The 20,188-nt window shown below is 72.3% G+C and carries 20 protein-coding genes; 10 read left to right on the plus strand and 10 right to left on the minus strand.

Going from position 1 to position 20,188, the window contains the following annotated elements; all coding sequences use genetic code 11:
• Nucleotides 1-36 precede the first annotated feature (36 nt).
• From ACWEJX_RS26025 to ACWEJX_RS26045, 5 genes are all read right to left on the minus strand, one after another.
• Nucleotides 37-1,836, minus strand: a complete 1,800-nt coding sequence (locus ACWEJX_RS26025; RefSeq protein ID WP_451609824.1) for a glycoside hydrolase family 15 protein — start codon at nt 1,834-1,836, stop codon at nt 37-39.
• Between the two features lie 60 nt (nt 1,837-1,896).
• Nucleotides 1,897-2,700 carry an SURF1 family cytochrome oxidase biogenesis protein gene (locus ACWEJX_RS26030; protein WP_451609825.1) on the minus strand — a complete coding sequence of 268 codons (804 nt, stop codon included), beginning with the start codon at nt 2,698-2,700 and terminating at the stop codon, nt 1,897-1,899.
• 131 nt (nt 2,701-2,831) lie between these two features.
• Nucleotides 2,832-3,068, minus strand: a complete 237-nt coding sequence (locus ACWEJX_RS26035; RefSeq protein ID WP_403797656.1) for a hypothetical protein — start codon at nt 3,066-3,068, stop codon at nt 2,832-2,834.
• 132 nt (nt 3,069-3,200) lie between these two features.
• Entirely contained in the window at nt 3,201-4,175 is a 975-nt protein-coding gene (locus ACWEJX_RS26040) for a DEDDh family exonuclease (protein ID WP_451609826.1), read from the minus strand.
• Between the two features lie 88 nt (nt 4,176-4,263).
• A complete protein-coding gene (locus ACWEJX_RS26045; RefSeq protein WP_451609827.1) occupies nt 4,264-4,905 on the minus strand; it encodes a TetR/AcrR family transcriptional regulator in 642 nt (213 codons plus the stop codon).
• A 113-nt stretch (nt 4,906-5,018) separates the two neighbouring features.
• Between ACWEJX_RS26045 and ACWEJX_RS26050 the strand changes: the two genes are divergently transcribed.
• The 6 genes from ACWEJX_RS26050 (at nt 5,019) to ACWEJX_RS26075 (ending at nt 11,199) form a co-directional block, all read left to right on the plus strand.
• Complete coding sequence (locus ACWEJX_RS26050; RefSeq protein WP_451609828.1) at nt 5,019-5,843, plus strand: acetoacetate decarboxylase family protein; 825 nt, start codon at nt 5,019-5,021, stop codon at nt 5,841-5,843.
• The gene (locus ACWEJX_RS26055; protein ID WP_451609829.1) at nt 5,843-6,727 is read left to right on the plus strand and encodes an SDR family NAD(P)-dependent oxidoreductase; all 885 of its coding nucleotides are present in this window, start codon (nt 5,843-5,845) and stop codon (nt 6,725-6,727) included. The genes ACWEJX_RS26050 and ACWEJX_RS26055 overlap by 1 nt, the downstream gene beginning before the upstream one ends.
• Before the next feature lie 11 nt (nt 6,728-6,738).
• Nucleotides 6,739-8,031, plus strand: a complete 1,293-nt coding sequence (locus ACWEJX_RS26060) for an amidohydrolase family protein (protein ID WP_451609830.1) — start codon at nt 6,739-6,741, stop codon at nt 8,029-8,031.
• 14 nt (nt 8,032-8,045) lie between these two features.
• Nucleotides 8,046-9,296 carry an amidohydrolase family protein gene (locus ACWEJX_RS26065; RefSeq protein WP_451609831.1) on the plus strand — a complete coding sequence of 417 codons (1,251 nt, stop codon included), beginning with the start codon at nt 8,046-8,048 and terminating at the stop codon, nt 9,294-9,296.
• 24 nt (nt 9,297-9,320) lie between these two features.
• Nucleotides 9,321-10,034, plus strand: a complete 714-nt coding sequence (locus ACWEJX_RS26070; protein WP_451609832.1) for a VIT1/CCC1 transporter family protein — start codon at nt 9,321-9,323, stop codon at nt 10,032-10,034.
• Nucleotides 10,035-10,155: 121 nt separating this feature from the next.
• Nucleotides 10,156-11,199 (plus strand): zinc-dependent alcohol dehydrogenase family protein, encoded by a 1,044-nt coding sequence (locus ACWEJX_RS26075; RefSeq protein ID WP_451609833.1) that lies wholly within the window; start codon nt 10,156-10,158, stop codon nt 11,197-11,199.
• 13 nt (nt 11,200-11,212) lie between these two features.
• Here ACWEJX_RS26075 and ACWEJX_RS26080 read toward each other — a convergent pair whose 3' ends face one another.
• Complete coding sequence (locus ACWEJX_RS26080; RefSeq protein ID WP_451609834.1) at nt 11,213-12,559, minus strand: CoA transferase; 1,347 nt, start codon at nt 12,557-12,559, stop codon at nt 11,213-11,215.
• A 64-nt stretch (nt 12,560-12,623) separates the two neighbouring features.
• Nucleotides 12,624-14,165, minus strand: a complete 1,542-nt coding sequence (locus ACWEJX_RS26085) for a S8 family peptidase (protein ID WP_451609835.1) — start codon at nt 14,163-14,165, stop codon at nt 12,624-12,626.
• Between the two features lie 273 nt (nt 14,166-14,438).
• Between ACWEJX_RS26085 and ACWEJX_RS26090 the strand changes: the two genes are divergently transcribed.
• From ACWEJX_RS26090 to moaA, 3 genes are all read left to right on the plus strand, one after another.
• The gene (locus tag ACWEJX_RS26090) at nt 14,439-14,837 is read left to right on the plus strand and encodes a DUF485 domain-containing protein (protein ID WP_451609836.1); all 399 of its coding nucleotides are present in this window, start codon (nt 14,439-14,441) and stop codon (nt 14,835-14,837) included.
• Nucleotides 14,834-16,471 (plus strand): solute symporter family protein, encoded by a 1,638-nt coding sequence (locus ACWEJX_RS26095; RefSeq protein WP_451609837.1) that lies wholly within the window; start codon nt 14,834-14,836, stop codon nt 16,469-16,471. The genes ACWEJX_RS26090 and ACWEJX_RS26095 overlap by 4 nt, the downstream gene beginning before the upstream one ends.
• A 179-nt stretch (nt 16,472-16,650) precedes the next feature.
• The gene (moaA, locus tag ACWEJX_RS26100; RefSeq protein WP_451609838.1) at nt 16,651-17,640 is read left to right on the plus strand and encodes a GTP 3',8-cyclase MoaA; all 990 of its coding nucleotides are present in this window, start codon (nt 16,651-16,653) and stop codon (nt 17,638-17,640) included.
• On the opposite strand, the gene ACWEJX_RS26105 is transcribed toward moaA, so the two are convergent.
• Both ACWEJX_RS26105 and ACWEJX_RS26110 read right to left on the minus strand, forming a co-directional pair.
• Complete coding sequence (locus ACWEJX_RS26105) at nt 17,623-17,841, minus strand: hypothetical protein (RefSeq protein ID WP_451609839.1); 219 nt, start codon at nt 17,839-17,841, stop codon at nt 17,623-17,625. The two genes, moaA and ACWEJX_RS26105, sit on opposite strands and share 18 nt — an antisense overlap.
• A 194-nt stretch (nt 17,842-18,035) precedes the next feature.
• A complete protein-coding gene (locus tag ACWEJX_RS26110; RefSeq protein ID WP_451609840.1) occupies nt 18,036-18,371 on the minus strand; it encodes a DUF3099 domain-containing protein in 336 nt (111 codons plus the stop codon).
• 181 nt (nt 18,372-18,552) lie between these two features.
• Here ACWEJX_RS26110 and ACWEJX_RS26115 point away from each other — a divergent pair, with 181 nt between their 5' ends.
• Nucleotides 18,553-18,828: a GlsB/YeaQ/YmgE family stress response membrane protein gene (locus tag ACWEJX_RS26115; protein ID WP_451609864.1), complete on the plus strand. Its 276-nt coding sequence runs from the start codon at nt 18,553-18,555 to the stop codon at nt 18,826-18,828.
• A 71-nt stretch (nt 18,829-18,899) separates the two neighbouring features.
• Here the strand turns inward: ACWEJX_RS26115 and tyrS are convergent, their stop codons facing one another.
• Complete coding sequence (tyrS, locus tag ACWEJX_RS26120) at nt 18,900-20,171, minus strand: tyrosine--tRNA ligase (RefSeq protein WP_451609841.1); 1,272 nt, start codon at nt 20,169-20,171, stop codon at nt 18,900-18,902.
• Nucleotides 20,172-20,188: the final 17 nt, after the last annotated feature.

A 20,188-nucleotide genomic window follows, 5' to 3' on the forward strand; every position in this document is an offset into this window, starting at 1 on the left:
CGGCCCGCGTCGCCCGCGGGCAGGGCCCCGACGCCTTTACGAGGCGCTCTCCGCGGCCAGCGCCAGCGCCGCGCCCACCAGACCGATGTGGCTGAACGCCTGGGGGAAGTTGCCCAGTTGCCGGCCCGCCACCGGGTCGTACTCCTCCGCCAGCAGCCCCACGTCGCTGCACAGCCCGACGAGCCGCTCGAACAGCTCGCGCGCCTCCTTCACCCGCCCGGTGAGCCGCAGCGCGTCCGCCAGCCAGAACGAGCACACCAGGAACGTGCCCTCCTCGCCCGGCAGACCGTCCACCGGCGTCCCGGACCCCGCTTCCGCGCCCGGCGTCGAGTAGCGGCGCACCAGACCGCCCTGCACCAGCTCCGCCCGCACCGCGTCGACCGTGCCCACCACCCGCGGGTCCTCCGGCGGCAGGAAGCCCACCCGGGGGATCAGCAGGGTCGCCGCGTCCAGCTCGCGCGAGCCGTACGCCTGGGTGAAGGTGTTGCGCTCCGGGTCGTAGCCCTTCGCGCACACCTCCGCGTGGATCTCGTCCCGCATGGTCCGCCAGCGCGCGGCGTCGCCCGGCAGCGACGGGTCGGCCTCCAGGGTGCGCACCGCGCGGTCGGCCGCCACCCAGGCCATCACCTTGGAGTGCACGAAGTGACGGCGCGGTCCGCGCACCTCCCACAGTCCCTCGTCGGGTTCGCGCCAGGTCGACTCCAGGAAGCCGAGCAGGCTCAGCTGGAGGTTCCACGCGTGCCGCCGCGGCGGGATGCCGGCCTCCCGCGCCCGGAAGAGGGAGTCCATCACCTCGCCGTAGACGTCGATCTGGAGCTGGTCCACGGCCGCGTTCCCGGTCCGCACCGGCGCCGAGTCGGCGTAGCCGCGCAGCCAGGGCAGCACCGTCTCGGGCAGCCTGCGCTCGCCGGCCGGCCCGTACATGATCTGCAGGTCGGCCGGGTCGCCGGCCACCGCGCGCAGCAGCCAGTCGCGCCAGGCCGCCGCCTCGTCGACGTATCCGGTGGCGAGCAGCGCGTCGAGGGTGAAGGCGGAGTCGCGCAGCCAGCAGGCCCGGTAGTCCCAGTTGCGCACGCCGCCGAGATCCTCGGGCAGGGAGGTGGTGGGCGCGGCGACGATGCCGCCGGTGGGGGCGTAGGTCAGCGCCTTGAGGGTGATGAGCGAGCGGACGACGGCGTCCCGGTAGGGCCCCTCGTAGGTGCAGCGGGCGGCCCACTCGCGCCAGTCGGCGAGCGACTGCTCCAGGGACTCGAAGGGGTCGACGAGCTCCGGGCGCGGCTCGTGGGAGGGGTGCCAGGTGAGCACGAACGCGACCTTCTCGCCGGCGGCGACGGTGAAGCTGGAGCAGGTCGCGAACTGCTGCCCCCACGTCTTCACCGGCGGATCGCTGCGCAGCCATACGGAGTCGGGCCCGGCGACCGCCACCCGGTGGCCGTCGGCGCGGCGCACCCACGGCACGATCGAGCCGTAGTCGAAGCGCAGCCGCAGCGCCGCGCTCATCTCCACCTTGCCGCTGACGCCCTCGACGATGCGGACGACGTCGGGTGCCCTGTCGCGCTGCGGCATGAAGTCGACGACCTTGACCTCGCCGGTACGGGTCTTCCAGGTGGTCTCCAGGACCAGGCTGTCCTCGGCGTAGCGGCGGCTGGTGCAGGACGTGGCGCCCTTGGGCGCGAGCCGCCAGTGGCCGTTGTTCTCGTCGCCGAGGAGGGCGGCGAAGCAGGCGGCGGAGTCGAAGCGGGGCAGACACAGCCAGTCGATCGACCCGTCGCGGCCGACGAGCGCGGCGGTCTGGAGATCGCCGATGAGGGCGTAGTCGTCGATACGTTGCGTCACGCTTTGGGCTGTTCCCGGAAGCGGCGACGGTCAATCAGGAGGAGACGGGAGCCCCGCGGGTCAGGCGCTCGCGGCGGCCGGTTCCGGTGTCCCCGCCGTGGCGTCGGCCTCCCCGGCCGCGGCCTCCCGGTCGCGCCGCTCGCGCCGCGCCAGGATCACCCAGCCCACGGGCACGCCGGCGGCGAACAGCCACCACTGCACGGCATAGGCCATGTGCGGCCCGATCGAGTCGTGGTCGGGCCCGGGGATCAGCTCGGGGGAGCCGCCGGGCGGCTCGGGCGCGGCCTGCTCGATGTAGCCGCCGAGGACCGTGCGGCCGAGCAGCGCGGCCTGCTGCGCGCTGTTGATCAGCATGACCTGGCGGTCCGGCAGGCCCTTGAGGTCCTTGATGCCGCTGGCGCCGCTGGTCTCGTCGGCCATCAGGCGTCCGGTGACGGTGATCTCGCCCTTGGGTGCCGGCGGCACCTTGGGGAAGGACCGCTGGTCGTCGGCGGCCGGGATCCAGCCGCGGTTGACCATGACGACCTTGCCGTCCCGCAGGACGAGCGGGGTCAGGACGTGCACGCCGACGCGGTCGTCGGAGGAGGTGCGGCGGCGCACCACGACCTCGTGCGCGGTGTCGAAGGTGCCGGTGGCGGTGACCTGGCGCCAGAAGTCGCCGCGCGGGACGGTGTGCCCGGGGGAGGTCAGGCGCTCGACCGGGACGGGCTGCGCCTTGAGGTTGTCCGCGATCAGGGTGTTCTGGGCGACCCGGCTCTCGTGCCGGTGGAACTGCCAGAAGCCCAGCTTGATCATCACCGGGATGAGCACGAGGGCGATGAGGGTGAGGATCACCCACTGCCGGGACAACAGGAAGCGGTACACCCCATGACCGTACAACTCGGGCCACGGGGTGACCGCAGCGGGGGTTCCGGTCGCGGGCGACCGGAACAGAGGATCGTTTCGTCGGACGGCTCGGACCCGTTTCCTCGGATCCTGCGGACCGGTGCCGGCGCTCATCCCACCTTGTCGACGATGCCCACCTTCCCCTCGGCGCGGGCGCAGTGGCCCCCGCAGTACCAGTGGCCCTCCACCTCGACGCCCTGTCCGATGATCTGGACCCGGCAGTGCTCGCAGATGGGCGCCATGCGGTGGATGGCGCAGGAGAAGCAGTCGAAGACGTGCACCGCGCCCTGCGCGTGCACCTCGAAGGACATGCCGTAATCGTTTCCGCAGACCTCACAACGTGCCATGCGCCACAGGGTGGCGCCACGTGCGGCGGAAGACCGGGCGGCACGCCCGGTTTCCGCCGGTCCGTCACTCGTCCGCAGGCGTCACGGGCGGCGTCACGGGCGGGTGCCACGGGCGGGTGTCACCCGCGGGCGTCACGCGTCGGCCGGGGCGACGTCCCGCAGCAGCTGGGTGTAGGCGGCCTCGTCGACGATCGGCGTGCCGAAGGACTTGGCCTTGACCGTCTTGGAGGTGGCCGCGTCCGGGTCGTTGGTCACGAGCAGGCTGGTGAGCCTCGACACACTCGACGCCACGTGCAGTCCCGCCTCGACCGTGCGGTCCTCCAGGAGCTCGCGGTCGATGGAGGTGTCGCCGGAGAACGCCACCCGCATGCCCTGCTTGAGTGGTTTGTCCGACTCGTACCGTCCCGGGTTCGGGTACGGGCACGCGGGCCGCTTCCGCGAGGGGCGCCAGCCGTTCGTGCGGTACGACGCCTGGTAGCCGATCCGCGGCTGCGCGGGCGCCGACGCCCACTCGGTCAGTGGACGGCATTCGAGCAGCGGCAGCCGTACGCCCCGCTCGGCGGCCGCGTGCAGGCTCGGCCGGAACGCCTCGGCGAGCACCCGGGCGTCGTCGAGCGCGTTGTGCGCGCGCTGCTGCACCACGCCGAAGTGCGCGGCCAGCGACTCCAGCTTGTGGTTGGGCAGCGGCAGCGACAGCTCCTTGGACAGGGCGATCGTGCACAGCCGCTGCCGCACCGGCGCGGTCGCCTCGGCGCGCGCGTACTCACGGGCGATCATCTGCCAGTCGAACATGGCGTTGTGCGCGACGAGCACCCGGCCGTCGAGCCGGGCCGAGAACTCCTCGGCGATCTCCGGGAAGAGCGGCGCACCGGCCAGCACGTCGCTGGTCAGCCCGTGGATCCACACCGGCCCCGGATCACGCTCGGGGTTGACCAGGGTGTACCAGTGGTCCTCCACGTTCCCCTGCGCGTCCAGCCGGTAGACGGCAGCCGACACTATCCGGTCGTCGCGGGCGAGGCCGGTGGTCTCCACGTCGACGACCGCGTACCCCTGTGGGTAGGCGGCCGGCCACGTCGCTGCTGTCGTACGGTCGTCGAGCATGGTCACTGAGAATACGGGCCCGCACTGACAGCCCGGCCCCCGGTGTCCCTTTTGTGTCCGGAACCCGTCACCGGAGGCCGGGACGAGGAGGGGCTCATCCGGTCGGCGGCGCCAGCAGCCCGGCCACCAGCGCCCGTACCGCCGTCCCGAACAGCGCCTCCGTGTCGATCGGCGCGGCGAGCGCGCGGGCGAGGCCCGGGTCCGCCTCCGCGGTGCCGGTGACGGCCGCGTCGTCCGCCCACAGCTCGGTCTCGGCGGGGGACTGGGCGGGCGCGCGCTCGCGGTTGCGTTCGACGAGGACGTGGCCGACGACCTGGAACTGGACCGCGCGGACGAGTTCGGCGGCGCGGCGGCCGCGCAGGCCGGCGGCGTGGGCCTCGTGGACGAGGGCGCGCTGGGCGGGCAGGAACATGCGTTCCGTGAGGCCGCGTTCGTGGACCAGGGCGACCAGGTGCGGGCGCTCGCGCAGGGCGCGGCGCAGCAGCAGGGCGACCGAGACGATCCGCTCGGCCGGGCCGGCGCCGCGCGGGCGGAGGGTGCCGAGGTCGGCGACGGTCCGTTCGACGAGGGCGTCGAGGAGCGACTCGCGGTTGCCGACGTGCCAGTAGATCGAGGTGACGGCGGTGCCGAGTTCGGCGGCGAGGCGGCGCATGGTGAGGGCCTCGGGGCCGTGCTCCCTGACCAGGGCGGCGGCCGTGTCCAGGACCTCGTCGCGGGTCAACGCACTGCGTGCCATCCGATCAGCTCCCCCAACTCCCGTGTGTGTCACGCCTCTTTACCCGTCGGGGTGGCCGGTGTAACTGTGTTACAGGGCCGATACCTTCCCGCATTCCCGAAGGGTGGTACGTCATGGCACGAGTACGGTACGGGGCGCGCAGCGCGGCGGAGCTCGCCGCGACGCGCGAGAAGAGCGCCGGGCTCCCCGACATCTGGTCGACCGGGGTCGTCGCCGTCTGGGAGACCGACCCGGACGTGGTGGCGGCCGTCCTGCCGCCGCCGCTGAAGCCCACCGCGCGCCCGCTGGTCCGCGCGAACATCAGCAAGGTCGACCTGCCCGGCTATCCGCTGGGCGCCGGCTCTGTCGCCGTCGCCGCCGCCCACGGCGCCACCGAGGGCTGGTATCCGCTGGTCATGCCGATGACCCACGAGCGCGCCCTGACCGGCGGCCGCGAGGTCTTCGGCGAGCCGAAGAAGCTCGGCGAGGTCGTCGTCGAACGCGACGGCCTGGTCGTCCACGCCTCCCTGGCCCGGCACGGCATCGCCTTCGTCGAGGTGCGCGGCGCGGTCTCCGGCGCGCTGCCGCTGCCCGAGCCGACCGAGAAGACCGACTTCTACTTCAAGTTCCTGCCGGCGGTCGACGGCTCGGGCTTCGACGGCGACCCCGTCCTCGTCCACTGCCTGCGCAACGAGAAGGTGCGGAAGCTGGAGCGGGTCACCGGCGACGTCGTCCTGCGCGAGTCCATGTTCGACCCCGTCGCCGACCTGCCGGTGCGCCGGCTCGTCGAGATCACCATCGGCGAGAAGACCACCGACCAGCGGGGCCGGGTCGTCGAACGGGTCGCCGCCGAGGCCCTGTTGCCGTACCTCCACCAGCGGTACGACGACCCGCAGCAGGCGCTCGACGCGCCGCCCGAGGGCTCCGTGCCGCAGGGCTCCGTAAAGGGGCGCGTCTGATGGAACTGCGCGAGGGACAGGTCGCCGTCGTCACCGGCGCCGCCAGTGGCATCGGACTTGCCATGGCCCGCCGCTTCGCCGCCGAGGGCCTCGCGGTCGTCCTCGGCGACGTCGAGGAGGCGCCGCTGGCCAAGGCCGCCGAGGAGCTGATGGCGGGCGGGGCGCAGATCCTCGCCCGTACCGTGGACGTCAGCGACCCCGGCTCCGTGCGGGCCTTCGCCGACGCCGCGTACGAGACCTTCGGCGCCGTCCATGTGCTGTGCAACAACGCGGGCGTGGGCTCCGGGGCCGAGGGCCGCATGTGGGAGCACGAGCCGAACGACTGGAAGTGGGCCTTCGCGGTCAACGTGTGGGGCGTCTTCCACGGCATCCAGGCCTTCGTGCCGCGGATGCTCGCGGGCGGCGAGCCCGGCCACGTCGTCAACACCTCCTCCGGCGACGGCGGCATCGCCCCGCTGCCCACCGCCTCCGTCTACGCCGTCACCAAGTCCGCCGTCGTCACCATGACCGAGTCGCTCTACGCCCACCTGAGGGCGGAGCGGGCGCGGGTCGGCGCCTCCGTGCTCTTCCCCGGGCCGCACATGCTGCGCACCGGACTGTGGGAGTCGCACCGCAACCGGCCCGAGCGGTACGCCAAGCAGCGGCCGCGCAGGACCCCGTACCGCAGCCTCGACCAGTGGGAGGCCGCGATGAAGGAGGCCGGGCACGAGGTCGCCTTCACGCCGGTGGAGGAGGTCGCCGGACACGTCGTCGACGGGATCAGGGCCGACCGGTTCTGGATGCTCCCGGCGAGCGAGCACAGCGACCGGCAGATCAGGGCGCGTTCGCAGTCGATGCTCGACCGCGCCAACCCGTCGTACCTGGAGAGCTTCATCCTCGACTGAGGGGCTTCGCCATGACCAACGAGCGCCATGAGGACCCGTATCTGATCATCTCGTCCGACTGTCACGCCGGGCTGCCGACCGAGCGGTACCGGCCCTATCTCGACTCCCGCTTCCACCGCGCCTTCGACGACTTCCTCGCCGGGCGCGACGCCCGCCGCGAGGCCATGACCCGGCTCGGGGTGCGCAACGAGGACTTCGCGAACAAGTGGTTCAGCGACCACGAGGAGGGACTGCGCGGCGGCTGGGACGCGGCGCAGCGGATGAAGGAGCTCGACGGCGACGGGGTGGCCGCCGAGGTCGTCTTCCCGGACGCGGACGCCGTCGACAGCCAGACCGCCGCGCCCTTCGGCGTCGGTCTCGGGCTCTCCGGCGACCAGGACCCGGAGCTCGGCATGGCGGGCGCGCGGGCGCACAACCGCTGGCTCGCCGACTTCGTGTCGCAGAACCCGGCCCGGCACTGCGGGGTGGCGCTGCTGCCCGTCACCGCCGAGCCGGCCGAGGTGGTCGCCGAGATCCACCGGGCCAGGGAGTCCGGGCTCGGCGCGCTGATGATCCCGTCCATGTGGGTGGACAAGCCGCCCTACCACGACCGGCGTTACGACCCGGTGTGGGCGGCCGCCGCCGAGACCGGGATGCCGGTGGTCACCCACTCGGGCGCGGCGCCGCGCCAGGAGTACGGCGACCACCTCGGGATCTACGTCTCCGAGGTGACGTGGTGGCCGTCCCGGCCGCTGTGGTTCCTGCTCTGGTCCGGGGTGTTCGAGCGGCACCCGGGGCTGCGCTTCGGGATCGCCGAGTCCGGCTGCTGGTGGCTGCCGAACCTGCTGTGGTTCATGGACCGGCTCTATCTGGGCGCGCACGGCGGCAAGAAGCTGTCCCCGTTCGCGGAGCTGAAGCGGCCGCCGAGCGAGTACCTGGACCGGCAGGTGTTCATCTGCGCGACCAACACCAAGCGGCGGGAGCTGGCGCAGCGCTACGAGATCGGCGTCGACAACATCCTGTGGGGCTCCGACTTCCCGCACCCGGAGGGCACCTGGCCGAACACCCGGGCGTGGCTGCGGAACACCTTCCACGACATCCCGGTGGCGGAGACGCGGCGGATGCTCGGGCTCGCCGCGGCGGAGGTCTTCGGATTCGATGTCCAGAAACTGGATCCGATATCCAAGCGCATCGGCCCCACCCCCGCCGACCTCGGCCAGAGCGCCGACCAGGCCGCCGTCGAGGCCTCCTGGGCCCGCTCCCGCGAGGTCGGCCGGCACTGGCTCACCGACCACGACTTCCCGGCACTGGGGGTGAACCCGTGACCGACCGTGAACCCATGACCGACCGTGAACCCGTGACCGACCGCTACACCGTCATCTCCGCCGACTGCCACGCCGGCGCCGACCTCCTCGACTACAAGCCGTACCTGGAGAAGAGGCACCACGACGACTTCGACGCCTGGGCGGCCACCTACGTCAACCCGTACGAGGACCTGCTCGCCGACACCGCCGACCGCAACTGGAACTCGAAGCGCCGGCTGAGCGAGCTGGAGGCGGACGGCGTCGTCGCCGAGGTCGTCTTCCCCAACACCATCCCGCCGTTCTTCCCCAAGGCGTCGCTGATGGCCCAGCCGCCCACCCGGGCCGAGTACGAGCGCCGCTGGGCCGGGCTCCAGGCGCACAACCGCTGGCTCGCCGACTTCTGCGCGGACGCGCCGGGCCGGCGGGCGGGCGTGGCGCAGATCCTGCTCAACGACGTCGACGCGGCCGTCGCCGAGATCCGCCGCACCCGCGAGGCCGGGCTCACCGGCGGCATCCTGCTGCCCGGCGTCCCGCCCGGCTCGCCGGTCCCGGAGCTGTACTCCGCGGTCTACGACCCGATCTGGGCGGTCTGCGCCGAGCTCGGCGTGCCGGTCAACCATCACGGCGGCTCCGCCTCGCCGCCGCTCGGCGACGAACCGGCCGCCCGGGCGGTGTTCATGGTGGAGACCACCTGGTTCTCGCACCGGGCGCTGTGGCACCTGATCTTCGGCGGCGCGTTCCGGCGCCACCCGGGGCTCAGACTGGTGCTCACCGAGCAGGGCTCGGGCTGGATCCCCGGTGTCCTGCGGATGCTGGACTACTACCACGACCGGCTCGTCGCGGCCGGGGCCACGGCCTCGACCGCGGAGTCCAAGTTCGGCACCGGCCTCGCCGAGTCCATGGGCGAGAGCAAGGGTCCGAGCGAGGTCTGGCGCGACAACTGCTTCGTCGGCGCGAGCTTCATGCGCCCGCACGAGGTGCCGCTGCGCGAACAGATCGGCCTCGACAAGATCATGTGGGGCACCGACTACCCGCACGACGAGGGCACCACCCCCTACTCCCGCGAGGGCCTGCGGATCGCCTACGCCGGCCTGCCCCGGGAGGAGGTCGCCGCGATGGTCGGCGGCAACGCGGCCCGCGTCTACGGCTTCGACCTCGCGTACCTCGACACCCTCGCCGCCGTCCATGGCCCGACCGTCGAGGAGATCGCCGCACCGCTCACCGAGGTCCCGGCCGGCGCCACCAGCCCGGCCTTCGCGAAGGGCGGGTCGGTACGCGTCTGGTGACCGGCCGGGTGCGACCCTCCAGGGGTGACCGAAGCTCCCGTACACGACGAGGCCCACGCCGCCGGCCTCGGCTCCCGGCTCAACTGGCTCCGGGCCGCCGTGCTCGGAGCCAACGACGGAGTCGTCTCCACCGCGGGCCTCGTCGTCGGCGTGGCCGGCGCCACCGAGTCCCGCGACGCCCTGCTCACGGCGGGGCTCGCGGGCCTCCTCGCCGGCTCGATGTCGATGGCGGCGGGGGAGTACGTCTCCGTCTCCACCCAGCGCGACTCCGAGAAGGCCGCCCTCGCCAAGGAACGCCGCGAACTGCGCGAACAGCCCGAGGCCGAACTCGCCGAACTCACCGACCTGCTCGCCCGCCGCGGCCTGACCCCCGACGTGGCCCGCGAGGCCGCCGTCCAGCTCACCGAACGCGACGCCCTGCGCGCGCACGCGCGCGTGGAGCTCGGCATCGACCCGGACGACCTCACCAACCCCTGGCACGCGGCCGGCGCCAGCTTCCTCGCCTTCACCGCCGGCGCCCTGCTCCCGCTCCTCGCGATCGTCCTGCCGCCGTCCGCCCACCGCCTCTGGGTCACGGTCGTCTCCGTCCTCGCCGCCCTCACCCTCACCGGCTGGTGGTCCGCCCGCCTCGGCGACGCCCCGGCCGGCCGGGCCGTCGCGCGCAACGTCGGCGGCGGCGCGCTGGCGATGGCGGTGACGTACGCGGCGGGGTCACTGCTCGGCGCGGCGGGCGTCTAGACACCCCTGGGGAGCGCCTCCTCACGTACGGAACCCCGCGCGCGATGTACGGTGAACGTCGTACAACACTGGAAAGCAGCACCAGCAGCACCAGCAGCACCTGAGGCAAGGAACGTCCGTCATGCGCGCCACCACCATCCACGCCCCCTTCGACATGCGCGTGGAGGAGGTGCCCGACCCCGTCATCCAGAGCCCGACCGACGTCGTCGTCCGCGTGGTCCGCGCCTGCATCTGCGGCAGCGACCTGTGGGCCTACCGCGGCGAGTCCGCCCGGCAGCCCGGCCAGCGGATCGGCCACGAGTTCCTCGGGATCGTCGAGGAGGCGGGCGCCGAGGTCCGCGGCTTCGCCAAGGGCGACCTCGTCGTCGCCCCGTTCGTCTGGTCCGACGGCAGCTGCGACTACTGCGCCGAGGGCCTCCAGACCTCCTGCCCCAACGGCGGCTTCTGGGGCTCGGTCGGCTCCGACGGCGGCCAGGGCGAGGCCGTCCGCGTCCCGCACGCCGACGGCACCCTCGTCAAGCTGCCCGCCGACGCCGCCTCCGACGACCACCTGCTCACCGCGCTCCTGGCGCTCTCCGACGTGCTGGGCACCGGCCACCACGCGGCCCTCGGCGCCGGCGTGCGCAAGGGCGCCACCGTCGCCGTCGTCGGCGACGGCGCGGTCGGCCTGTGCGGTGTGCTCGCCGCCAAGCGGCTCGGCGCCGAGCGGATCATCGCGCTCGGCCGGCACACCGCCCGCACCGACATCGCCCGCGCCTTCGGCGCCACCGACGTCGTCGCCGAGCGCGGCGAGGCCGCCGAGGCCGCCGTGCGCGAGCTCACCGGCGGCCAGGGCGCCCACGCCGTCATCGAGGCCGTCGGCACCGAGCAGTCCATGCGCACCGCCGTGAACATCACCCGCGACGGCGGCGCCATCGGCTACGTCGGCGTCCCGCACGGCTCCGGCACCGGCCTCGACCTCTCCGTCATGTTCGACCGGAACATCGCCCTGCGCGGCGGCGTCGCCCCCGTCCGCGCCTACATTCCCGAGCTGCTCCCGGACGTCCTCGACGGCACCGTCGACCCGTCCCCGGTCTTCGACCTGACCGTGGGCCTCGACGGCGTCCCCGCGGGCTACAAGGCGATGGACGAGCGCACCGCCCTGAAGGTCCTCGTCAAGCCGTAGTCCAGGCCGTGGTTCAGGCCCCGAGCCACACGGGGGCGTCGGCCCCCGCGACGCCCGGCGGGCGCGACCAGCCCGTCGGGCCGCCCTCGTACGAGACGGGTGACAGCGCGTGCCGCAGCCGCCCGAGCGGGCCGTCCGTCTCCGTGAGGTGGTCCTCGGGGTCGTAGCCGGGCAGGACGTGCGTCAGCCAGTGGCCGGTCTGCGCGAGCGCGAGCCGTACGAGCCGGGTGCCGCCCTGCTCGCGCTGCTCGGTCAGCGAGCGCAGCACGGCGGCGGCCAGCAGATAGCCGGTCCCGTGGTCCAGGGCCTGCGCCGGGAGCGCGCCCGGCCGGTCCGGCGAGCCCTCCACGGCGGCGATGCCCGTAGCCACCTGCACCAGGCTGTCGAAGCCGCGCCGCCCGCCCCAGGGCCCGTAGTCGCCCCAGGCGGAGAGCCGGGCCACCACCAGGCCCGGCCGGTGCAGGTCGAAGCGGTCGAGGGCGCCGGGCCGGTAGCCGGTCACCAGCACGTCGGCCGCGTCGAGGAGCTCGTCGAAGGTGCGCCGGTCGGACGGCCGGTCCAGGTCCAGGGCCGCCGTCCGTTTGCCGACGCCCGTGTCGGCGTGCTGGTCCGGCAGTTCGGGGTTGCCCGGCGGGTCGATCCGCAGCACGTCCGCGCCGAGCAGCGCGAGCGTCCGGGTCGCCACCGGGCCCGCGATCACCCGGGTCAGGTCGAGCACCCGCAGCGGGCGCCCCTCGGACCCGCCCGCACGCCCGCCGCCCGCACCCCGGCCGGCCGTACCTCGCCGCGGCGCCGCCTCGTCGAGGCGCTCCCGGGTCAGCAGCGGGCGCGCGGCCACCTCCCGGCCCTGCTCGTGCGCGGCCCACTCCTCAGGCGTGCGCAGCGCGACCGCGAGGCCGCCGGCCCCGTACACCGCGGTCTCGACCTCGACGGCCTTCCGTTCGCCGATCGCGGCGGCCACATCCTCCACCGAGTCGGATCCCGGATCCAACGCCGCCAGCAACGCCGCCTTGTGGTGCGGGTAGTTCGCATGCGTACGCACCCAGCCGTCGGCCGCCCGCCAGAACCGGGACAGCGGCGCGAAGTTCACCGGCGCCCGCCCGTCCACCCGCAGATGCCGCTCGCTGACGAAGGCCGTGGCCACCGCCCCGTCGTCGACCCGCACCCGTCCCGCGGCCCCCGCGTGCTCCACCGCCGCGAGCCCCGCCACCGCGACCGCCGCCCGGGCCAGGTCCATCACCGGCAGCCGGGCCCCGAGCAGCCCCGCGGGGCCGCCGTACGCCACCCGGTCGAGCAGGGCGGGATCGCCGCCCAGGGCCGACCACAACAACTCCGTACCCGTGTGCACTGTGTTGTCCATGAGGACACAGTAGAACCGCCCGTGGCACTGAGTGCCACGGGCGGTTCGAGGAAGAGCTACGAGATCACTTGCGGACCGCGGCGAGCGCGTCCGCGATGCCGGCCCCGTAGAAGCCGTTCTTCTTGTCGGCGCCGGTCTTGCACACCGCGTCGACGGTGCCGTCGCCGTTGATGTCGTACGGGTCGGTGCACGCGTGCTCGTCCGCCTGCGCGTACAGCAGCGCCTTCAGGGCCGCCGGGCTGGCGTTCGGGTGCGTCGACTTCAGCAGCGCGAGGACGCCCGCCACGTGCGGCGAGGCCATCGAGGTGCCGGCCTTGTAGTTGTAGCCGCCGTCGACCGTGGTCGACAGGATGCGGCCGTTGACCGCCGGGGCGTCCGGGGTCTGCCACTCGGTCTTGTCGCCGCCCGGCGCCGCCACGTCGATGACGTCGTAACCGTAGTTGGAGTAGGACGCCTTCAGGCCCTTGGCGCCGGTCGCGGAGACCGTCACCACGCCCGGCAGCATCGACGGGTAGTCGAAGCACTCCTTCGGGTCGATGGTCCGGGTGGCCGCGGTGGTGTCGTTCGGGCTGGTGGTGTCGGTGATCGCGTCGGCCGCCAGGTCGAACTTCGAGTTGCCGGCCGCCGCCACGCTGACCGTGCCCCTGCGCTCCGCGTAGCGGGTCGCGCGGGTGACCGCCTCGATGAGGGCCTTCTGGTCCTCGTCGTTCTTGCAGGCGAACATCCACGGGTCGGTGTAGTAGCTGTTGTTGGTGACGTCGATGCCGTGCTCGGCCGCCCACACGAAGCCGCAGACCACGGCCTCGGTGTAGAAGAAGCCGTCCGGGGTCGCCACCTTGATGCCGGCGAGCTTCACGCCCGGCGCGACACCGGTGATGCCGATGCCGTTCTTGGCGGCGCCGATGGTGCCCGCCACGTGCGTGCCGTGGTCGCTCTCGCCCTTCCGGGGACGCCACGAGCCGGGAGTCGTGTCGGCCTTGCCGCTCACACAGTTGGCGGAGGCGGCGGCGTCGAAGTTCGGCGCCAGGTCCGGGTGGGTGTCGTCCACACCGGTGTCGATGATGCCGACGGTCACGTTCCGGCTGCCGAGGGTGATCTCGTGGGCCTTGTCCGCCTTCATGGCCGGCATGTCCCACTGCAGCGGCTCGAACGGGTCCTGGCCGTCCGTGGCGGCCGCCTCGGCGGCCTTGATCTCGGCCGGGGTCAGCGCCTGGTCGGCCTCGTCGAGGGAGTCGTCGGCCGCGGCCTTCAACGGGGCCGTACGGGTCGCGCCCGCCGACACCACACCACGCACCTGGCGGATGGTCTTCGCGAACTCGGGGTTCTGCGAGTGGACGACTATGACGCCTATCTGGTCGTAGGAGACGACCACCTCACCGCCGGCGGCGGCGATGGCCTTGCGCACCGCATCGGCCGACCAGGGGGCGTTGTCGACGTTGACGACGTACGACAGCATCGGGCCGTCCGTGGCCACGGCGGCCGTCGGCACGTCGCTCAGCTCCGCGGCGGAGGCGGCGCCCGAGGGCAGGAAGCCGAGCGAGGCCGTGAGCGCGAGACCGACCGGCAGAGCGAGTACTCGGCCGCGCCGCGATCCCAGATGAGCCATGGGTTCTCCACATCATCCGTATGTACTGCCCGGACGCCGATTGCGCGCGGGCAGGTGCATGACGAGCGAAGTTATCGCCGATCTTCCCCGGCCATCAATGAGTTGAGAAGACTTCATGAAGATCCGACGAAAGAAATCCACTCGCCTGAACCACTTCGCGCCGCGTCCCGTGCCGTTGTGCAGGGGAGGGGTCCCGATCGGAACCCTTGTCTCCGCACCCCTGGTGAGGCCCCCTTGACCAAGCCGTCCGCCCCCGCGTCACGAGGAGAGTCCGTGGCTACCGAAGCACCGCCGCCGCCGAGTAACGGAAGCGGGACCGACAGCGGTCCCGCCCAGCCCACCACGGAACAGTTCGTCGAGGTCCAGGAGAGCCAGGAGTTCGGCGAACTCCGCAGCACCTACCGCTCCTTCGCCTTCCCCCTCACGATCGCCTTCATCGCCTGGTACCTGCTCTACGTGCTGCTCTCCAACTACGCGGGCGGCTTCATGGGCACCAAGCTCTTCGGCAACGTCAACGTCGCCCTGGTCCTCGGCCTCGGCCAGTTCGCCACCACGTTCCTCATCGCCTGGCTCTACTCGCGGCACGCCGCCGCCCGGCTCGACCCGAAGGCCGAGGCCATCAAGTCCCGCCTGGAAGCCCACCCGGAGACTCGTACGGAGGCCGACGCATGAGCCACCCGGCACCCGCTGCGCACGCCGTGCTCGCCGCCGCCTCCACCGAGCACCGGCCCCTGATCATCACCCTGTTCGCGGTGTTCGTCGCCGCGACCCTCGGCATCACCGTGTGGGCCGGCCGGCAGACCAGGAGCGCCTCCGACTTCTACGCCGGCGGACGGCAGTTCACCGCCTTCCAGAACGGCCTCGCGGTCTCCGGCGACTACATGTCCGCCGCCTCCTTCCTCGGCATCGCGGGCGCCATCGCCCTCTTCGGCTACGACGGCTTCCTGTACTCGATCGGCTTCCTCGTCGCCTGGCTGGTCGCGCTGCTCCTGGTCGCCGAGCCGCTGCGCAACTCCGGCCGCTACACGATGGGAGACGTCCTCGCGTACCGCATGCGGCAGCGTCCCGTCCGGACCGCCGCCGGCACCTCCACGATCGTCGTGTCGATCTTCTACCTGCTCGCCCAGATGGCCGGCGCCGGCGTCCTCGTCTCACTGCTGCTCGGCATCACCAGCGACGCGGGCAAGATCCTCATCGTGGCCCTGGTCGGCGTGCTGATGATCGTGTACGTGACCATCGGCGGCATGAAGGGCACCACCTGGGTCCAGATGGTCAAGGCGGTGCTCCTCATCGCGGGCGCGCTGCTCATGACCTTCCTGGTGCTGCTGAAGTTCCACTTCAACATCTCCGACCTGCTCGGCACCGCGGCGCAGCAGAGCGGCAAGGGCACGGCGTTCCTGGAGCCCGGCCTCAAGTACGGTGCCAGCGGCACCTCCAAGCTGGACTTCATCTCGCTCGGCATCGCGCTGGTGCTCGGCACGGCGGGCCTGCCGCACATCCTGATCCGCTTCTACACGGTGCCGACCGCCAAGGCCGCCCGGAAGTCGGTGAACTGGGCGATCGGCATCATCGGCGCCTTCTACCTGATGACGATCGCGCTCGGCTTCGGCGCCGCCGCCCTGGTCGGCCCGGCCGCGATCAAGGCCCAGAACCCCGCGGGCAACACGGCCGCCCCGCAGCTCGCCGAGTACCTCGGCGGCGGAGTGGGCACCACCGGCGGCGCGGTCCTGCTCGCCGTCATCTCGGCGGTGGCCTTCGCCACCATCCTCGCCGTCGTCGCCGGCCTGACCCTCGCCTCGTCGTCCTCCTTCGCGCACGACATCTACGCCAACGTCATCCGCAAGGGGAAGGCGACGGAGCAGGAGGAGATGCGGGCCGCCCGCTGGGCCACCGTGCTCATCGGCGCCGTCGCGATCGTGCTGGGCGCCTTCGCCCGCGACATGAACGTGGCCGGACTGGTCGCGCTCGCCTTCGCGGTCGCCGCCTCCGCGAACCTCCCGACGATCCTCTACAGCCTCTTCTGGAAGCGCTTCACGACCACCGGCGCCCTGTGGTCGATCTACGGCGGCCTGGCGAGCTCCGTGATCCTGGTGCTCTTCTCGCCGGTCGTCTCCGGCAACCCGAAGACGTCGATGTTCAAGGGCGTCGACTTCCACTGGTTCCCGCTGGAGAACCCCGGCCTGATCTCCATCCCGCTCGGCTTCCTGCTCGGCTGGCTCGGCACCGTGCTGTCCAAGGAGAAACCGGACCGCGGCAAGTACGCGGAACTCGAGGTCAAGTCCCTCACCGGTACCGGAGCGCACTGAGCCGTACACGTTCCGCTGCGCACCACCGGCCGCGTCGTAGGGTTCTACGACGCGGCCGGTCCTGTCCTTATGGCAAACAGCCCCTGCCCGATGTCCGAGCGGTCACGTAGGCTCGGGATCAAGCGAACCGGAAGAACCCGAACCGGAAGTGCCCGGACCGGAAGAAGGGGAGGGGCCCAGTGCTCATCGACACGTACGGACGCGTCGCCACCGACCTGCGCGTCTCCCTGACCGACCGGTGCAACCTGCGCTGCACCTACTGCATGCCCGAAGAGGGCCTGCAGTGGCTGGCCAAGCCCGACCTGCTCACCGACGACGAGATCGTCCGCCTCGTCCGGATCGCCGTCACCGACCTCGGCGTCACCGAGGTCCGCTTCACCGGCGGCGAGCCGCTGCTCCGCCCCGGCCTCGTCGGCATCGTCGAGCGCTGCGCCGCCCTGGAGCCCCGCCCCAAGCTCTCCCTGACCACCAACGGCATCGGGCTGAAGCGCACCGCGACCGCCCTCAAGGCCGCCGGCCTCGACCGGGTCAACGTCTCGCTCGACACCCTGCGGCCCGAGGTCTTCAAGACCCTCACCCGCCGCGACCGCCACCACGACGTCCTCGACGGCATGGCCGCGGCCCGCGACGCGGGCCTCACCCCGGTCAAGGTCAACGCGGTGCTGATGCCCGGGCTCAACGGGGACGAGGCCCCCGAGCTCCTGGCCTGGGCCATGGAGCACGCGTACGAGCTCCGGTTCATCGAGCAGATGCCGCTGGACGCCCAGCACGGCTGGAAGCGCGACGGCATGATCACCGCCGGCGACATCCTGGAGTCGCTGCGCACCCGCTTCACCCTCACCCCCGAGGGCGCCGACGAGCGCGGCTCCGCCCCCGCCGAGCGCTGGGTCGTCGACGGCGGTCCGCACACGGTCGGCGTCATCGCCTCCGTGACCCGCCCCTTCTGCCGGGCCTGCGACCGCACCCGGCTCACCGCCGACGGCCAGGTGCGGACCTGTCTGTTCGCCACCGAGGAGACGGACCTGCGCGGCGCGCTGCGCTCGGACGCGCCGGACGCGGTGGTCGCGGAGATCTGGCGCAAGGCGATGTGGGGCAAGAAGGCCGGCTCCGGCCTGGACGACCCGGACTTCGCGCAGCCCGAGCGCCCGATGTCAGCGATCGGCGGCTGAGTCCCACTCGGCGAGCGGGACGACGTCCTTCAGGAAGCCCCGTACCCCGAGGAACTGGGAGAGGTGCTCGCGGTGCTCCTCGCACGCGAGCCACGTCTTGCGCCGCTCCGGCGTGTGCAGCTTGGGGTTGTTCCAGGCGAGGACCCAGACGGCGTCGGCCCGGCACCCCTTCGCGGAACAGATCGGCTTGTCTTCACTCACTGGACCCAGGATCACCTGATCATTGTCCAGCAAGGGCGATGCCGAGCAGCCACGGGGGGAGCTGCCCGGCATCGGTCCGTCGCTCCGACGGGGGATGCGGAGCGCGTAGGCAGTATGTCACGGCGCATGGGGTGCAGTGCACCGGAACTTCATGATTGATCTGAGCTTTTCTTGAGCTGTGCGCTCACCGCGCGTCACTGACCGTGAGGACCCTGGCCGTCCCGGGCGTCCCTGCCGGGGGCGAGCGCCTCCCGCACCGGCCCGGCGACGAAGGTCGAGGGCAGCGACGGCGTGCTCTCCCGGCCGGCGTTGGCGATCACCACGGCGATGTAGGGGAGCACCGCGCCGAGCACCAGGGCCACGATCGCCACAGGCCGTTCCACGTTCCACAGGGTGGCGGCGAGGATCACGGACACCGTCCGGATCGACATCGACACCACGTACCGGCGCTGCCGGCCGCGGACGTCCTCGGCGAGGCCCTGCCGGGCACCGGTGATCCGGAAGACCTCGGTTCCGCCATGCTTCCGCATCACAATCCACCGCCCAAGGGCCATGCCGGACCCTCCCCGGTCCGGACCTGTTTCCACGGTACGCCCGCCGTGCCGCGCCGAGGAGACCGGGGCACGTATGGCCTCGCCCGACGTGCGCCGTACGGCCGACCGGCCGAGACTGGGCACACATGCGCACGCGAGGGCGCCCGAGGAGGCGACGATGGGCTGGTTGTGGGCGATCATTGTGGGCCTGGTCCTGGGCCTGATCGCGAAGGCGATCCTGCCGGGCAAACAGCAGATCCCGATCTGGCTGACGATCATCTTCGGCATGCTGGGCAGCGTGCTCGGCAACGCCGTCGCGACCTGGATCGGAGTCAACGACACCAAAGGCATCGACTGGACCCGCCATCTGCTGCAGCTCATCGGCGCGGTCGCCGTGGTGGGTCTCGGGGACATGCTGTGGGTCTCGGTCAAGGGCGACAAACAGCGCGCCTGACGCCGGAAAACGCGGGAAGAGGCCCGGGACGTCGGTCCCGGGCCTCCTCCTGTGCGCGTACGGTACGGGGCTCAGCCCTGCGGCACGTACTCGATCGCCGCCAGGTTCTTCTTGCCCCGGCGCAGCACCAGCCAGCGCCCGTCGAGGAGATCGTCCGCCGACACCTCGGCGTCCTCGGCCGTCACCTTCGCGTTGTTGACGTAGGCGCCGCCCTCCTTCACCGTGCGGCGGGCCGCCGACTTGCTCGGCACCAGACCGACCTCGGCGAACAGGTCCACGACCAGGCCGAGCTCCGAGACCCGCGCGTGCGGCAGCTCGGAGAGCGCCGCCGCCAGCGTCGCCCCGTCCAGCTCGGCCAGCTCGCCCTGACCGAACAGCGCCTTGGAGGCGTCGATCACGGCCCGGCACTGGTCGGCGCCGTGCACCAGGGTGGTGAGCTCCTCGGCGAGCGCGCGCTGGGCCGCGCGGGCCTGCGGCCGCTCGGCGGTGAGCGCCTCCAGCTCCTCCAGCTCCTCGCGGGACTTGAAGGAGAGGATCCGCATGTACGTGGAGATGTCACGGTCGTCCACGTTCAGCCAGAACTGGTAGAACGCGTACGGCGTGGTCATCTCCGGGTCCAGCCAGACGGCGCCGCTCTCGGTCTTGCCGAACTTGGTGCCGTCGGCCTTCACCATCAGCGGGGTCGCGAGCGCGTGGACCTCGGCGCCCGGCTCCAGCTTGTGGATCAGGTCGAGGCCGGCCACCAGGTTGCCCCACTGGTCGGAGCCGCCCTGCTGCAGCGTGCAGCCGTAGCGCCGGTACAGCTCCAGGAAGTCCATGCCCTGGAGCAGCTGGTAGCTGAACTCGGTGTAGCTGATGCCCTGCTCGGACTCCAGGCGCCGGGCGACGGAGTCCTTGGTCAGCATCTTGTTGACCCGGAAGTGCTTGCCGATGTCCCGCAGGAACTCGATCGCCGACAGGCCGGCGGTCCAGTCCAGGTTGTTCACCATGACCGCGGCGTTCTCGCCCTCGAAGGACAGGAACGGCTCGATCTGCGAACGCAGCCGGTTCACCCAGTTCGCGACCGTCTCGGGGTCGTTCAGGGTGCGCTCGGCCGTCGGCCGCGGGTCACCGATCTGGCCGGTGGCCCCGCCGACCAGCGCCAGCGGCCGGTGCCCGGCCTGCTGGAGCCGGCGGACGGTGAGCACCTGGACCAGGTGGCCGACGTGGAGACTGGCCGCGGTCGGGTCGAAGCCGCAATAGAACGTGACGGGACCGTCCGCGAGCGCCTTGCGCAGGGCGTCTTCGTCGGTGGACTGGGCGAAGAGCCCGCGCCACTTCAGCTCGTCGACGATGTCGGTCACGTCGTCCGTCTCCTCGG

The organism is Streptomyces sp. NPDC004788, assembly GCF_053601115.1.